Source organism: Prauserella halophila (genome assembly GCF_024171895.1).
Classification (GTDB): domain Bacteria; phylum Actinomycetota; class Actinomycetes; order Mycobacteriales; family Pseudonocardiaceae; genus Prauserella; species Prauserella halophila.
On the sequence record NZ_JAMTCQ010000009.1, the window covers coordinates 600,679 to 615,772 of the forward strand.

Here is a 15,094-nt window from a genome sequence, read left to right on the forward strand (position 1 = left end):
ATGACGTTCGCGGTCACCGTCGGCGGGCGCAGTGTCGAGTGCAGTGAGGACCAGGCGCTGCTGGACGCCTGCCTGCGGGCGGGCGTGTGGATGCCGAACTCGTGCAACCAGGGTACGTGCGGCACGTGCAAACTGCACGTCGTCTCCGGCGAGGTCGACCACGGTTCGTCGCCTGCGGAGACACTGTCCGACGACGAACGCGGGTCGGGCATGGCGTTGGCGTGCCAGGCGCGGCCGCTGGGCGATGTCGAACTGCGCCAGCAGGGCACGAGCGCGGCGCGGACGGCGCATCCGTTGCGGGACATGGTCGCCACGGTGCGGGAAGTCTCCGGCATCGCCCGTGACACGCGGCGGATCCTGCTCGGGCTGAACGAGCCGCTGACGTTCGACGCGGGCCAGTACGTCGAACTGGTCGTGCCGGGCTCGGGCGAGCGCAGGCAGTACTCGCTGGCCAACACGGCCGACGAGGACAAGGTGCTCGAACTGCACGTCAAACTCGTGCCCGGCGGCGTGGCCACTCACGGCTGGCTGTTCGACGGCCTCGCCGAGGGAGACGAGGTGGACATTTCCGGTCCGTTGGGCGATTTCCACCTGCCGCCGGAGTCCGAGGACGACGGCGGGCCGATGGTCCTCATCGGCGGCGGCACGGGACTGGCGCCGTTGGTCGGCATCGTGCGGACGGCACTGCGCAGGCACCCGGAGCGGGAAGTCGTGCTGTACCACGGCGTTCGTGGTGAGGAGGAGCTCTACGACGGCGACCGGCTCACCGAACTGGCAGGGCAGTACCCGAACTTTAGGTCCGTCCCGGTGCTCTCGCACGAGCCCGCCGAGGGTTACCGCGAGGGATTCCCGACCGATGCCTTCGTCGAGGACGTCGCTACCGCTCGTGGGTGGACGGGCTGGCTGTGCGGTCCGCCCGCGATGGTCGAGGCCGGGGTGAAGGCGTTCAAGCGCAGGCGGATGGCACCCAGGAACATCCACCGGGAGAAGTTCACCCCGGCGGACGCCTGAAGCGCGGCGACCGGGCGGTGCCGGCGGGTTCGCGGGATCCGCCGGCACCGCCGGTGACCCGGTCCCGGCGTCAGTACATCGACAGCCAGATCGCGATGTAGTGGCAGATCGCGGCCAGCACGGTGCAGGCGTGGAAGAACTCGTGATACCCGAAGGTCTTGGGCCAGTAGTTCGGCCAGTGCGTCGCGTAGAACACCGAACCGACGGTGTAGAGCGCGCCGCCGACGAGCAACAGCACCAGCGCGGCCGTGCCCCCGTTGGTGGCCAGTTCGGGCAGTACGAACACCGCCACCCAGCCGAGTGCTACATAGATCGGCACGCCGAACCAGCGCGGCGCCTTCGGCCACAGCATCTTCAGTGCCACGCCCGCGATCGCGCCCGTCCAGACGACCGTGAGCACGATGTAGCCGGTGGGCTGGGACATCGCCAGCAGCGTGAACGGCGTGTACGTGCCCGCGATGAACAGGAAGATCATCGAGTGGTCGGCGCGCTTCATCCACTGGTACGCGCGCGGGCTCCAGATGTGCCGGTGATAGAGGGCGCTGACACCGAACAGGCCGAGCACCGTCACGCCGTAGATCGACGTCGCCAGTGCGGCCAGTGCCGACACCGTCGACGCAGCCAGAACGATGAGCGTGGCGCCTGCGGCGACGGCACCGAAGAAACTCCAGAAGTGCAGGTGGCCGCGCAGTCGGGGCCGGTTGTCGACGGTCTTCTCCGGACGCTGTTCGTTCGGACGGTTCTCGTTCGGACGCTCTTGCCGACGTTCGTCGTTCAGAGTGCTCACTCTGCCAGGTTAGGGGCGCGCAGGTGCCGCGCGCACCCGCGAGGTGTGAACGTCACGTCCGGAAGTGATGACGAGCCCGCACCACGCCCGCGCGGGCAGGCGTACGCTGCCTGGACGTGAGTCTTCGGTCGTTCGCCTCCAAGGTCGTGTACCGCCTGTACTCGTGGCGGTTGCAGCAGCAGTCAGGGGGAAAGCATCCCCAGCACATCGGGATCATTCTCGACGGCAACCGCCGGTGGGCCAGAGAGGCGGGCTTCACCGACGTCAACGGTGGTCACCGCGTCGGCGCGAAGCGGATCGCGGACTTCCTCGGCTGGTGCCGCGAGGCGAACGTCGAGGTCGTGACACTGTTCCTGCTCTCGACCGACAACGTGCGCCATCGTGCGAACGAAGAGGTGCAGGCGCTGCTGCAGATCATCCCGGACGTCGTCGACGAGCTGGCCGCTCCGGGCAACCCGTGGCAGCTCTCGATCGTGGGCGCGAAGGACCTGCTGCCCGCCGACGTCGCGACCCGGCTCACCGCCGCTGCGCAGCGCACCGACGGGCGCAAGGGCATGGTCGTCAACGTCGCCGTCGGCTACGGCGGCAGGCAGGAGATCGCCCACGCGGTGCGCAAGCTGCTCCGGCAGCACGCCGACGAGGGGACGCCCATCCGTGAGGTCGCCAAGATTCTGGATGTCGACCATATCTCCGAACATTTGTATACTTCGGGGCAGCCGGACCCGGACCTCATCATTCGGACGTCCGGAGAACAGCGCTTGTCCGGTTTTCTGCTGTGGCAATCGGCGCACTCCGAATTCTGGTTCACTGAGGCTTACTGGCCTGCTTTTCGCCGGGTCGACTTTCTGCGGGCGGTGCGCGACTACGCCGTCCGGAATCGCCGGTACGGCGGCTGACCCGGCGCTCGTTCCCGGCGGGGCCGCGCGCCGCAGTCCAGCCCGTTGTGGGTATTGACCTGCGGAGACGGTGGGTGCTACACGACCGCTGAGCGCTGCTTCGGGGTAAAGATCTTGCCGGTGGCCGAAGTTTCCTGGTATAGCGCCGCGGCATTTGTGGTGAGCGTGAAACCGTTGGTCTTTCCCGGTGAATAAAACGGTCTCGTGGTCGAGGTTGCCGTGACTTTCGGTGGCGACCACGAGGTCCGTGTGTCCCGTGCCCGGCGTCGACGTGACAAATCGGTGAATCACCTGCCTGGATGCCTGCGTTTATCGATATTCGGCGGTAGTTTCGCGGGTGACGGATCACGAACCGATGTGGTTCGTTGCGGGAGGCCCTGGTCGTGGCAGTGACACAGCGAACGGCGAAGCCGTTCAAGCACACGAGGGGGCCGGCACCGGGCCCTCGTGGCCGTGTGACCTGACGTTTCCGGCGTCAGGATCAGCGACCAGCCAGGGCAGTGCCCGGCCCAGCGAGTGCGGGCGTGGTGCCAACGCCCCTGAGGGAGATGCCGTCGTGACTGCGCAGCGTTCGCCCCACAATGCCTCCGGCCCCGCCACCACCGGCGCCTCGGGGTTCGACCCCGACGCTGCAGGATCCCCCGGTCAGGCCCGGACTTTCGTGCTCGACACCTCGGTCCTGCTGTCCGACCCGTGGGCGATGACGAGGTTCGCCGAACACCCGGTGGTCCTGCCGATCGTGGTGATCAACGAACTCGAAGGTAAGCGGCACCACCCCGAGCTGGGCTGGTTCGCGCGGGAGGCCCTCCGGCTGCTCGACGACCTGCGACGCAGACACGGCAGGCTCGATGCCCCGGTGCCGATCGGTGAGTACGGCGGCACCCTGCACGTCGAGCTGAACCACTCGGACCCGGCCGTGTTGCCGCCCGGGTTCCGTACCGAGGCCAACGACCACCGCATCCTCGCGTGTTCGCTGAACCTGTCCAACGAGCTCGACGGTGCCGTCACGCTGATCACCAAGGACATCCCGTTGCGGGTCAAGGCCGGTTCGGTGGGCCTGGACGCCGACGAGTACCGCGCCGAGGAGGTCACACCGTCCGGTTGGACGGGCACCGCGGACCTCGACGTTCCGCAGGAAGCCATCGACGAGATGTTCTCGAAGGGCTCGGCCGACCTCGCCGACTTCGGCCTGCCCGACGCGGCGGAGCTGCCCTGCCACACCGGCCTGCGCCTGTTGGCAGGCACGTCCAGTGCGCTGGGCAGGGTGACGCAGGACAAGCAGGTCAAGCTCGTGCGTGGCGACCGGGAGGCGTTCGGGCTGCACGGCCGGTCCGCCGAACAGCGGATCGCCCTCGACCTGCTGCTCGATCAGGACGTCGGCGTCGTGTCGCTCGGCGGCCGCGCCGGCACCGGCAAGTCGGCGCTTGCGCTGTGTGCGGGGCTCGAGGCGGTGCTGGAACGCGGGATGCACCGCAAGGTCGTCGTGTTCCGGCCCGTGTATGCGGTCGGCGGCCAGGATCTCGGGTATCTGCCGGGGTCCGAGAACGAGAAGATGCAACCCTGGGCGCAGGCGGTGTTCGACACGCTCGGCGCACTCGTCAGCCAGGAGGTCGTGGACGAGGTGCTGGACCGCGGCATGCTCGAGGTGCTGCCGCTGACGCACATCCGCGGGCGGTCGCTGCACGACTCGTTCGTGATCGTCGACGAGGCGCAGTCGCTGGAGCGCAACGTGCTGCTCACGGTGCTCTCGCGGCTCGGGTCGGCGTCGCGGGTGGTGCTCACCCACGACGTCGCGCAGCGGGACAACCTGCGGGTCGGCAGGCACGACGGTGTCTCGGCGGTGATCGAGAAGCTGAAGGGCAACCCATTGTTCGCGCACGTCACGATGACGCGCTCGGAGCGCTCACCCATCGCCGCACTGGTCACGGAGATGCTCGAGGACCACGGCTGAGCCCACCGGTTCACGCCCCCAAGGGCACCTTTGTGGCACTCAACGCCCCGAATCTTCCCTTCACGCCGGCAGCGCACCCCCGGGCCGCGAAGGGAAGTTTTGGGGCGCTCAACGCCCCGAAGGTGCCCTTGGGGGCACTCAGGATCACCAGCCTGAGGGGAGGGGGCGTCCCTCGGCGAAGCCTGCCGCGGACTGGACGCCGACGACGGCGCGCTCGTGGAACTCCTCGAGGCTCGTCGCACCCGCGTAGGTGCACGCCGAGCGCACGCCCGCCGTCACCGAGTCGATGAGGTCCTCGACGCCGGGGCGCGTCGGGTCCAGGGCCATCCGCGACGACGAGATGCCCTCCTCGAACAGGCTCTTGCGGGCGCGCTCGTAGCCGTTGTCGGTGCGGGTGCGTGCGCTCACCGCACGCTTGGAGGCCATGCCGAACGACTCCTTGTACGGCCTGCCCTGCTCGTCGTAGCGCAGGTCGCCAGGGGATTCGTACGTGCCCGCGAACCACGAGCCGACCATCGCCGACGATGCGCCCGCCGCAAGGGCCAGCGCCACGTCGCGCGGATGCCGCACGCCGCCGTCGGCCCACACGTGCTTGCCGAGCGCCCGCGCAGCCTCGGCGCACTCGCGTACCGCGGAGAACTGCGGCCGTCCGACGCCGGTCGCCATGCGTGTCGTACACATCGCGCCGGGGCCGACGCCCACCTTGACGATGTCCGCACCCGCTTCGATGAGGTCACGCGTGCCCTGTGCCGTGACGACGTTGCCCGCGACGATCGGCACCGTCGAATCGGCGGGCAGCACCGACCGCACGGCCTTCAACGCCGAGATCATCTTCTCCTGGTGGCCGTGTGCGGTATCCACGACGAGCACGTCGACGCCCGCCTTCAGCAGGGCTTCCGCCTTCGCGCCTGCGTCGCCGTTCACGCCGATGGCCGCCGCGATCCGCAGTTGCCCGACGTCGTCGGTCGCCGGCGTGTAGATACCGGCACGCAGCGCCGACACCTGCGTGAGCACCCCCGCGAGCCGGCCGTCGTCGTCGACGCCCAGCGCGAGGCGCCCGCCGTGTTCCTGGACGTGTTCGAACACTTCACGTGGCGGAGTGTCCATCCGGTACGTCAGCACGTTCTCGTCGAGGATCTCGCCGAGGCGCGCGAAGCGGTCGACACCGCTGCACGCCTGTTCGTCGACGATGCCGACGGGTTTGCCGTCCGCGTCGACGATCGCGACCGCGCCGTGGGCACGTTTGCCGACGAGGTTGAGCGCGTCGGCGACCGCGTCACCGGCGGTGAGCACGAGCGGCGTGTCCCACACCGGGTGACGGCTCTTCACCCACGACGTGATGTCGGCGACCGCCGCCGGGTCGACGTCCTGCGGCAGCACGACGAGCCCGCCGCGCCGCGCGATCGTCTCGGCCATCCTGCGGCCTGCGACCGCGGTCATGTTCGCGACGACGAGGGGGATGGACGTGCCGGCACCGTCCACCGTCGAGAGGTCGACGTCGAAGCGCGACTCCACCGCCGAGCGATTCGGCGCCAGGAAGACGTCGTCGTAGGTCAGGTCGTGAGCGGGCCTGTGGCCATCGAGAAACTGCACGAGACTCCAGCGTACTGGACGAGGCGGCGGAAAGCGGGCAGCGGCCGTCACGCGTCCCGGTCCGGTGCCGCGGCCATGCCCGACAGCCTGCGGGCCAGGCGCCCGGCGGCGTCGCGCAGCTCGGGTGGTCCGAGGATCTCGCTGTCGAACGGGAGCCGGCCGAGGTGCAGGGCGATCAGGTCGAGGTCGTCGCCTCCCGAGACGAGCAGGCAGCGCTCACCGGTCCCGGGCTGCTCGTCGGTCTCCGGGGTGACGCGCGCGGCCTGTGGCGGCACGTAGGCGGCGACCCGGTCCGCGCTCGCGTGGACCCGTACGCGCGCGGTGTGCCGGTACGGCGAGGCCGTCACCGATTCCTGCACGTAGGCGACGGGGTCGGGATGTTCGCGCGGGTGGAATCGCCAGGTCGTGGCGGTCACGTCGTGCATGCGGTCGAGGCGGAACGTGCGCCAGTCGTCGCGGTCGACGTCCCACGCCATGAGGTACCAGCGATGGCTCGTGGCGACCATGCGCACGGGTTCGACGGTGCGGGTTCCGGCGTCGCCGCGCATCGTCGTGTAGCCGAAGCGGGCGCGCACCGTGTCGCGGCACGCCTTGGCGAGGGTCAGCAGGATGTCGGGGTCGATCTCGGCGCCGGGTGCGACGAGCGTGTCGGTTGCCGTGTGCACGGCGCGGACCTTGCTGCGCAGCCGGGGTGGCATCACCTGGTCGAGCTTGGCCAGCACGCGCAGTGCGGCCTCGCCGGTGCCCGCGACCGTGCCGCCGGAGGCGACGCGCAGGGACACTGCGGTCGCGATCGCCTCGGCGTCGTCGAGCAGCAGGGGCGGAAGCCGGGTGCCCGCGCCGAGTTGATACCCGCCGCCGACGCCCGCCGTCGCCTGCACGGGATAGCCGAGCGCCCGCAGTCGTTCGATGTCGCGGCGCACCGACCGGTCCGTGACGGCGAGTTCGGCGGCCAGCTCGGTCGCGGTCCAGACGGGCCTGCGCTGCAGCAGCTCCAGCAGCCGCAACACCCGTTCGGTGGTCGCCTCGACGGTCATGTCCGAATCCTGGCACACATCGCGGACCGATACTGTCCGCATTTCACGCGAGACTGGGTTCATGACCGAATCGACATTCAGAACCGAATCGACGGCTCCGCAGGCGGTCGGCGGGTGGAACGCGGTGCTGCGGGACCAGCTCACCTGGCACTGGGACAATCAGATCCGGCCGCGCCTCGACGGGCTGACCGACGACGAGTACTTCCGGGAACCCGCTCCGGGCGCGTGGAACGTCCGGCCGCGGGGCACGAGTACGGCGCCCATCCAGGGTGGCTCCGGTGCGATGACCATCGACTTCGCCGCTCCGCCGCCCGAGCCCGAACCGGTGACGACGATCGCCTGGCGCCTCGGGCACGTGATCGTGGGCGTGCTCGCGATGCGCAACGCTTCGCACTTCGGCCGCGCGGCGACGGACTACGTCTCGTTCGAGTACGCCGAGACGGCCGGCGAGGCGCTGGCACAGCTCGACGCCGAGTACGCGACGTGGATCGCCGGGGTCGAGGCGCTGGGCGAGGACGGTCTCGCGCAGCCGTGCGGTGCGGCCGAGGGGCCGTTCGCGGACAGTTCGATGGCCCGTCTCGTTCTTCACATCAACCGGGAACTCATCCACCACCTCGCCGAGGTCGCGCTCCTGCGCGATCTCTACACCCACACGGAGCGGTGACATGGCACGAGAGCTGCAGCTCACAATCGACGCGGCCGACCCGGCAACCCTCGGCACGTTCTGGGCGGACGTGCTCGGCTACCGGCAGATGGACCCGCCCGGCGGGCACGCGACGTGGAACGAGGCGCTCGCCGCGATGGGCGTGCCGGAGGAGAGGTGGAACGACGCGAACGCGATCGTCGACCCGGACGGCGACGGCCCGCGGATCTTTCTGCAACGAGTGTCGGACGAGAAGGCGGGCAAGAACCGTCTGCACATCGACGTACGCGGCGCGCCGGGGCTCGAAGGGGAGTCGCGGATGGTGGCGCTCGAGGAGGAGGCGCGGCGGCTGGTCGCGCTCGGCGCGAAGCGACTCGAACGGTTCGAGCCGGCCCCGCCGCTCGGTGCCGGATGGATCGTGATGGCCGATCCCGAAGGTAACGAGTTCTGTTTGGACTGACGGGGCGTGGCTTCGACTGACGGAGTGCGGCACCCGGCAGATATACAGCTTGGCTGCGGTTCCCTTCGATGCTGGTCGGGCGTTGTGGGTGCGTCTAATCGACGCTGCGCTCGATTTCGTCCACGTACAGGGCCCATGTCACGGACTCGGGCCGCTGGCCAGATCTCGCGAACACAACGGCCGCTTCGATGGCGTTCTCCAGCGCGATCTCGGTATAGGCGGGCATGAGGATCTGCTGGTGTCCGTACGACACTGGCTCGGGGTTGGTGCCACCGGTCGCTACGGCGTCATCATCGCTGTAGGTCATCCAGTAGAGCACTGCTCGGTTGCCCCGCACGCCCACGATCAGTTCGGCGTCACCGGACTTAAGGGTCATTGTGGGCGGCACATCGCGGGTCACTTGGGCCTGTTCTCGCAGTACAGCGGATATATCGGCGACGGACTGAACCTCGGTGTTGTCGTCGAGGAGCAGGGTGGTCATCGCTGGGCACTCCCTCGGTAGGTGAATCGGAACGGTCGGCCCTGCTGGTCGGTACCGTGCACGGTCAGTGTGCAATCGCGCGGCAGGAACCGCGCGAGCACCTGGTGGCATCCGGTGAATCGCGCCCGGTAACCGCATGGCACGTTGTTCATGACAACTTCGGCGTTTCGGACACCGCTATGGATCATCATCGCGGCTGCCCGCATCTCCACGTGGTACGGAACGTATCGCGGCGCATCGATATCGAGCTCAGTGAGTCGTGTCCGAGCCTCTCGTCCCCACGCATCGGGTCGATTGGACTCGAAGGTGCCGGGTATCTCTGTGCCGCCGATCTTGATGCGGGCAACGGTGTGTTGCTGGTTGTCACCGACACGGCGGGGCAGGTCGGCAACCGCCCACGCTGCATCGGACGAGTACTCCGAGCCTTCGTGCCGGATCCCGGGCGCTGGATCCGGCGCAGACGCTGTTACCGGCGTCGTGCTCGGTTGCGCCGATTCGCCGCCGACATGACGTCCGGCGACCTGCTGGAGGACCTGTTGCAGGTGCCCCAACCCGTCCGCGGCCGCTTCGGCCTCGGCCAGGGCCCGACGTATCAGGTCAAGTAGTTCCAGGTCGGGGAGGATATCGGCGACTGCGTGGCCGACTGTCTCCAACTGTCCTGCGACCTCGAGTGTCTGGCCGATCGGCACGACCTCCGCGAGCTGACGTAGCCGTTCGGCGTCGTCGTGCAGGCTCATCCTTGCTGATGGTGATTTGCTTTCTCCACGACGACCTGTTTGACCTGTTCCAGCATGGCGCTGACATTGGTGAGCTGTTCGACTGCCTGGCCGATCGCGCCGTGAATCTCCTGAGCACTGCTCGTGTCACCGAGAACAGCGGCGACCTGCTGACGCAGCCCTTCCAGCTCGCCGACGATGGCTTGTGCCTGGCCGTCCGGTACCTGGTCGGCGAGTGCCGCGAGTTGCTGCGCTTGTTCCTGGATGTTCATACGTACCTCCGGGGATCGGGCGTGTATTCAGTCGTTTGCCGGTGTGGGAAGCACTTGCGGCATGGTGTGCACCAGCCGTAATCGGCACCGCTGCGCGGTCGAACGGCCACAGCTCCGCAACCCGCGAGGACCAGAGTTCGAGCGAGCCGTTCCGAGTTGGCCACTTCGACCCGGTGCAGAGTGGCGCGGGAGAAGTAGCCCGGCCAGGCATCACCGGGCCACTCCTCACGAGTCCACTGCGGCTCGGGCATCAGCAGACGGGCAGCCATAGCGCACTCGCGGCGATATGGGTCGCTTCGGTCTCGACGTCAGGTCTCATCGGCTGGTTCTGGCGTGTTGTAGGCCCTAACCTGCCCGGAACAGGCGTCGTAGAAGCGATGGCTTGCGATGTACATGGCGTCCGGGGTCGAGCCGGGTAGCCAGGTCCGGGAAAGTCTCGCGTGCGGCCAAGTAGCGCTCACAGCGATGGCAGTGCGGACCCGGCGGACTCATGCACGAGGCGATCGATACCGCGTGGCCGCACACGGCCTCCGGTAGCCCGCCACCGGCGCGGGTGCGGCTGAACTCCTCGTCGGTCACGGCATGCTCGTGCTCGTCATCGATGGCGAGGAACCATCCGGTGTAGAGCCGGCGAGTAGGGATCGTGGTCATAATTCACCTCGTAAGACAGGCGGAATCCTCAGTACGCGTCATGCGCTCGCCATTGAACGCACGTCGGTCGCGTTCGGGTTGGCAGCCACTCAAGAAGGACCGCGCGCATTTCCGGCGGGAACCGCCGTCATGCGAGGGAAAACGGCGACAGTGGTGCCGTTAAGATCAGGTCCATCCCGGGAAGTCCCGTTTCGGGCTGTAGGTGTCCGCGATGAGCCGGATATAGTCCGTCATCCCGTGTGCGGCTCGTGCGACACCTGTGGTCAGTGAGGCGGTGACGATCATGCCGGTCGCGCCGATACTCGGGGTTGCGTCATAGGAGGTTGTCTGCCCTTGCGGTTGGTCTCGGGGTCTGTGGAAACCGTGCAAGTGGAGGCCACGGGGCTCTATATCGACCTGGGCATGCGTCAAGTCGACCCCGGAATATCGCCTGGTCCGAGCGTGCCGGATGGCCATGCGTGCTCGACGTGCGCGGCTTGAATTCGCACTTGTCGCCGTCACCCGCTGGTGACCGTCCGAGGCTCTATGTACGCTGATCAGACGCGAGACGGACCACTCTCCAGGGGGTGTTGATGGGCGCGGCTGGTGGCGCGGCGCACGGGCGCCGGTGCCAAGGATGTGGGACGGTACTTGCCGCCGACAACACCGCTCGCCTGTGCGGTCGGTGCCACAGGGAGCAGCGTGACCAGCTACGAACCCCTCCAGCTCAGCTGCGAAACGAATTTTTCGATACCGATGAGTTTCGCGCGGCGTTTGAAAGTCAACATATCGGTAAGGTGTTGAAGGCTTACCGGAACCATCCCCGACACGTGAAGTTGTTCGGAAAGGCTCTCAATCAGGAATTGCTTGGGCGGTGGCTCGGCCTCACTCAGGCGCAGGTGAGTAAGCTGGAGAACGGCAGTCCGGAGCAAAATCTAGAAATTTTGCGAAACTACGCCCGAATTCTCCACCTGCCGCAGCAGTTGCTATGGTTCGACTTTCCGGGGCAGAGTCGACTGGTGCCGAGGCATGCTGGCCTGGCTGCGCCGGATGACAGCGATAACTTACTTGTCGTCAACACGGGGATGGACACGCTGGAACTTCTTCAGCGGGTTCGGCAGTCGGACATAAATACGTCTACAATCGACGCGCTCAATATCACCGTCGAACAGCTGTGTTGCGATTATCCGCACGCCGACGCAGGTGATCTGGCGAAGACGGCAAAGGGTTGGCTTGACAAAATGACCGAACTGCTCGCGAATCGAATTACTCTTTCGCAGCATCGGGACGTTTTGAACAATGCCGGCATGTTGGCGCTACTTGTAGGCTGCCTCGAGTATGACCTGGGTGATGTGCGTGCAGCGGACGCCACCCGACGTATGGCAATGGAAATGGGTAAGGAATCAGGTGACCCGGCTATAGTCGGGTGGGCTCACGAAATGCTCGCGTGGTTCAACTTGACCAGTGGGAGATATCGTGCGGTCATCCCTGCGGCAGAGGCGGGCACGTTAGCTGCCCCTTCGGAGTCGGTTGCCGTGCAGCTCTACGGTCAGCAGGCGAAAGCTTACGCACGCATGGGCATGGCCGAAGAGGTGCATACGGCGCTTGAGAAAGGAAGTTCACTTCTCGGTAGGATTCCATACCCAGAAAGGCCGGAAAACCATTTCGTGGTGGACCCGGACAAATGGGACTTCTATGCGATGGACACTTACCGCATCGTTGGTGAGGACCAGCTTGCGCAACGCAACGCAGAGGAAGTCGTGCGCCGTAGTGTCAGTTCCGAGGGTGAGTTGGTGTCGCCGATGCGCTACGCCGAAGCGCAATTGACTCTCGCAGTGATCGCTGCGAGGCGGGGCGACGTAGAGGAGGCCAATGCGCTGGGGATACGGGCACTCCAGCACGGTCGCAAGAGCCGGCCGTCGCTCCTGATGGTTGCGGGCGAGGTGTCCGCTGAGCTGGACACGTATGGCGCGACTGCGGGAGCGGACTTCCGCGAGGTGCTGAACGAGATCCGGCGCGACTCGTAGGAGGGCTATTCCTCGAGAAGGCGGGCAAGAACCGTCTGCACATCGACGTACGCGGCGCGCCGGGGCTCGAAGGGGAGTCGCGGATGGCGGCGCTCGAGGAGGAGGCGCGGCGGCTGGTCGCGCTCGGCGCGAAGCGACTCGAACGGTTCGAGCCGGCCCCGCCGCTCGGTGCCGGATGGATCGTGATGGCCGATCCCGAAGGTAACGAGTTCTGTTTGGACTGACGGGGCGGCGGCCGATGGCGCGGTGCGGATGAGCGCAGGTGCAGGCCCGGTGGACGGTTTTCCACTGTGGCTGTCCACTGTGGCTGATCACCATCCGCTCGATCGTCGACTGCTGCGCCGACCGCTCGGTCGTCGGCTGCTCTGCCGTGACCGCGCGGCGTGCCGGGTCGATTGTGCTGCGCCAACGGGTCCGTCCGGCGGGAAGGTTCGGTCGGCGACGCCGCAATCAGCTCACTCGGTGATCGGGTCCGCCGCGGGGTCGATCGGGGTCAGCATGTGGTGGGGGCGTTCCAGGGCGCGGGCGACCCGATCGCTGCGGCGCATCGCGTTTGCGCCGGGGCCGGGGCGGACGACGAGGTCCTCGGGGCCGGGAATCCGGCCGCACGTGCGGCATTGCCCGGCGTCGTCGATGTCGGTGTCGCACGCCGCGTGGCTGAAGAGTCGGGCTGGGTGCGAACCAGTCGTGTGCTGCTCGCCCCACTTGGACAGGGCGAAGATCGTGGGCCACAGCGCCCGGCCTGCCGTGGTGAGCAGGTACTCCGGATGTCCGCCCGAGCCCTCCCGCGTAAGTACGCCGTTGGCGACCAGGGTGTCGAGCCGGTCGGTGAGTACGGCGCGGGAGATGTCGAGGTGTTCGCGCAGGTCCGTGAAGCGGCGTACGCCGTAGAAGCAGTCGCGCAGGATCAGCAGGGTCCAGCGTTCACCGACCACTTCCAATGCGCGGGCGAGGTAGCAGCCCTGCTGGTCGTATCCGGTTCCCAGTGCCACATCTCCATCGTACCGGCGGGGTGGTCTGTTCACCAGACCGCTTCTGTGTCATCGTGGTCTCGTGAACAGACCAAATCTGCGCGTTTCCGTGTCCCCGGGTGCAGCCGGGGTACGTGGGTCGTTCGCCCGGGCGCTGGCACTGACGTCGCTCAGCACGTTCGTGGCGATGCTGGCCTACTCGGGTCCCCTGGGGAACGCGGCGACGGTCACCGCCGCGCTGGCCGCCCCGCCGGGAGCCACTCTGTGGATCCTGAGCTCGATGAGCACCGGTCTTGCGGTGAGCCTGCTGACGGCAGGGGCGCTGGCCGACCAGTCCGGCCGCCGCAGGGTCTTCACGCTCGGCGCCTGGATCTTCGTCGGTGGCTCCGTCGTGTGTGCCACCGCCACCACGGCGACGCAGTTCGTCGTGGGCCGCGTCGTCGAAGGCGTCGGCGCGGCCGGTCTGATCGCCACCGGACTGGGGCTCGTGGCCGCGGTGACCGGCGACGCCGGAGCTCGCTCGACCGCCGCGAGTTGGTGGGGCGCCAGCATGGGGCTGGGCATCGCGCTCGGCCCGTTGCTGACCGGCCTGTTCGATCTCGCCGAGCTGTGGCACGCGCCCTACTGGCTGCTCGCCGCGGTCGGGGCGGGCATCGCCGTCGCCGCGCGATGGTGTTTCGCCGAGACGGCGGTGATTCCGGGCAGGCGCCTGGACCTGCTCGGCGCCGCGTTGCTGACCGGCGGACTGGGACTGGGGTTGGTCGCACTGGTCGAAGTGCGCCTGGGCGGTCTCACCCCGGCTCTGATCTGCGGCGGTGGTGCGGTGGCGACGTTGGCGGCTTTCGCCGTCAGCCAGCTCCGCGGCCGATCGCCCATGGTGGACTTCGGGCTCTTTCGCCGAGGCGACTTCGTGGCCGCCACGGTCGCGGCGACCGCCACGGGCGCCGGTGTGATCGCCCTGCTGTCGTTCGCCTGCACCTTCCTCGTCACCAGCATGGGAATGAGCACCTTCGAGGCGAGCGCTCTGCTCGTGCTCTGGTCCGGCACGAGCGCTGTCTCCGCCGTACTCAGCCGCAAGCTGGCCACGTGGCTGGGCGGAACGGTGCAGCTGGCGATCGGCCTCGCTGCCACGGGTGTCGGCCTGCTGCTGCTCACCGGACTGGGTATCGGTTCGACCGGTGCGCGGCTGGTGCCCGGTCTGCTCGTGGCCGGCGTGGCCACCGGTGTACTCAATGCCGGTCTGGGACGGCAGGCGACCGCCACCGTTCCGCCCGACCGTGCCGCCGCCGGGGTCGGGATGAACAACACGACCCGTTACGTCGGGGCCTCCGTCGGGGTCACCGTCGTCGGTGTACTCGCCTCCGCCCCGGATGGCGACCTCGCCGCCCAGCTGTCGGGCTGGAACCACGTGGCCGTACTGACCGGAACGCTGTCGCTCGCCGGGGCTGCCGCCGTGCTGGCCCTGTACCGAAGTGCTCCAGGGCAGGACCATGGATGAGACGGATCCAGCGTGGGGACGTCGGGACTTTCCGCCTGGTTTCCGCTCACCGCACGGCTCGTGCGACGGCCGGTCTCGGCGCGAGCCGTGCCGTCGGGAGGACTCGCGGGTGGGGCAAGCT

Annotated in this window: 15 protein-coding genes and 1 pseudogene; 8 read left to right on the forward strand and 8 right to left on the reverse strand. The window is 67.9% G+C overall.

What is annotated here, in order from left to right:
• Positions 1-1,011 carry a 2Fe-2S iron-sulfur cluster-binding protein gene (locus LY41_RS09040; RefSeq protein WP_253863418.1) on the forward strand — a complete coding sequence of 337 codons (1,011 nt, stop codon included), beginning with the start codon at positions 1-3 and terminating at the stop codon, positions 1,009-1,011.
• 70 nt (positions 1,012-1,081) lie between these two features.
• Here LY41_RS09040 and trhA read toward each other — a convergent pair whose 3' ends face one another.
• The gene (gene trhA / locus LY41_RS09045; RefSeq protein ID WP_253864056.1) at positions 1,082-1,702 is read right to left on the reverse strand and encodes a PAQR family membrane homeostasis protein TrhA; all 621 of its coding nucleotides are present in this window, start codon (positions 1,700-1,702) and stop codon (positions 1,082-1,084) included.
• Between the two features lie 212 nt (positions 1,703-1,914).
• Between trhA and LY41_RS09050 the strand changes: the two genes are divergently transcribed.
• The gene (locus LY41_RS09050) at positions 1,915-2,694 is read left to right on the forward strand and encodes an isoprenyl transferase (protein WP_253863419.1); all 780 of its coding nucleotides are present in this window, start codon (positions 1,915-1,917) and stop codon (positions 2,692-2,694) included.
• Positions 2,695-3,250: 556 nt separating this feature from the next.
• Positions 3,251-4,645, forward strand: a complete 1,395-nt coding sequence (gene phoH2 / locus LY41_RS09055; protein ID WP_253863420.1) for an RNA 5'-3' helicase PhoH2 — start codon at positions 3,251-3,253, stop codon at positions 4,643-4,645.
• 144 nt (positions 4,646-4,789) lie between these two features.
• On the opposite strand, the gene guaB1 is transcribed toward phoH2, so the two are convergent.
• Positions 4,790-6,238: a GMP reductase gene (gene guaB1, locus LY41_RS09060; RefSeq protein WP_253863421.1), complete on the reverse strand. Its 1,449-nt coding sequence runs from the start codon at positions 6,236-6,238 to the stop codon at positions 4,790-4,792.
• Positions 6,239-6,285: 47 nt separating this feature from the next.
• Complete coding sequence (locus LY41_RS09065; RefSeq protein WP_253863422.1) at positions 6,286-7,275, reverse strand: helix-turn-helix transcriptional regulator; 990 nt, start codon at positions 7,273-7,275, stop codon at positions 6,286-6,288.
• Positions 7,276-7,336: 61 nt separating this feature from the next.
• Between LY41_RS09065 and LY41_RS09070 the strand changes: the two genes are divergently transcribed.
• Positions 7,337-7,939: a DinB family protein gene (locus LY41_RS09070; RefSeq protein ID WP_253863423.1), complete on the forward strand. Its 603-nt coding sequence runs from the start codon at positions 7,337-7,339 to the stop codon at positions 7,937-7,939.
• A 1-nt stretch (position 7,940) separates the two neighbouring features.
• Positions 7,941-8,378, forward strand: coding sequence for a VOC family protein (locus LY41_RS09075; protein ID WP_253863424.1), 438 nt, complete (start codon positions 7,941-7,943; stop codon positions 8,376-8,378).
• 94 nt (positions 8,379-8,472) lie between these two features.
• Here the strand turns inward: LY41_RS09075 and LY41_RS09080 are convergent, their stop codons facing one another.
• The 4 genes from LY41_RS09080 to LY41_RS09095 all read right to left on the reverse strand — a co-directional run bounded on the left by LY41_RS09080 (position 8,473) and on the right by LY41_RS09095 (position 10,498).
• Positions 8,473-8,859, reverse strand: a complete 387-nt coding sequence (locus tag LY41_RS09080) for an Imm1 family immunity protein (RefSeq protein WP_253863425.1) — start codon at positions 8,857-8,859, stop codon at positions 8,473-8,475.
• On the reverse strand, positions 8,856-9,596 hold the full coding sequence (locus tag LY41_RS09085; protein ID WP_253863426.1) for a DddA-like double-stranded DNA deaminase toxin: 741 nt from the start codon (positions 9,594-9,596) through the stop codon (positions 8,856-8,858). Before LY41_RS09085 ends, LY41_RS09080 begins: the two co-directional genes overlap by 4 nt.
• Positions 9,593-9,847 (reverse strand): hypothetical protein, encoded by a 255-nt coding sequence (locus LY41_RS09090; RefSeq protein WP_253863427.1) that lies wholly within the window; start codon positions 9,845-9,847, stop codon positions 9,593-9,595. The genes LY41_RS09085 and LY41_RS09090 overlap by 4 nt, the downstream gene beginning before the upstream one ends.
• Positions 9,848-10,192: 345 nt before the next feature.
• Positions 10,193-10,498 carry a hypothetical protein gene (locus tag LY41_RS09095; RefSeq protein ID WP_253863428.1) on the reverse strand — a complete coding sequence of 102 codons (306 nt, stop codon included), beginning with the start codon at positions 10,496-10,498 and terminating at the stop codon, positions 10,193-10,195.
• 572 nt (positions 10,499-11,070) lie between these two features.
• Here LY41_RS09095 and LY41_RS09100 point away from each other — a divergent pair.
• A complete protein-coding gene (locus LY41_RS09100; protein ID WP_486352037.1) occupies positions 11,071-12,504 on the forward strand; it encodes an NsdA family TPR-like regulatory protein in 1,434 nt (477 codons plus the stop codon).
• Positions 12,471-12,728 (forward strand): annotated as a pseudogene (locus tag LY41_RS09105) (VOC family protein); the annotation flags it as partial. The gene LY41_RS09100 and the pseudogene LY41_RS09105, both read left to right, overlap by 34 nt.
• A gap of 231 nt (positions 12,729-12,959) precedes the next feature.
• On the opposite strand, the gene LY41_RS09110 reads toward LY41_RS09105, so the two are convergent.
• Positions 12,960-13,496 carry a winged helix-turn-helix transcriptional regulator gene (locus LY41_RS09110; RefSeq protein ID WP_253863430.1) on the reverse strand — a complete coding sequence of 179 codons (537 nt, stop codon included), beginning with the start codon at positions 13,494-13,496 and terminating at the stop codon, positions 12,960-12,962.
• A gap of 61 nt (positions 13,497-13,557) precedes the next feature.
• On the opposite strand from LY41_RS09110, the gene LY41_RS09115 reads away from it, so the two are divergent.
• On the forward strand, positions 13,558-14,973 hold the full coding sequence (locus LY41_RS09115; RefSeq protein ID WP_253863431.1) for an MFS transporter: 1,416 nt from the start codon (positions 13,558-13,560) through the stop codon (positions 14,971-14,973).
• Positions 14,974-15,094 lie beyond the last annotated feature (121 nt).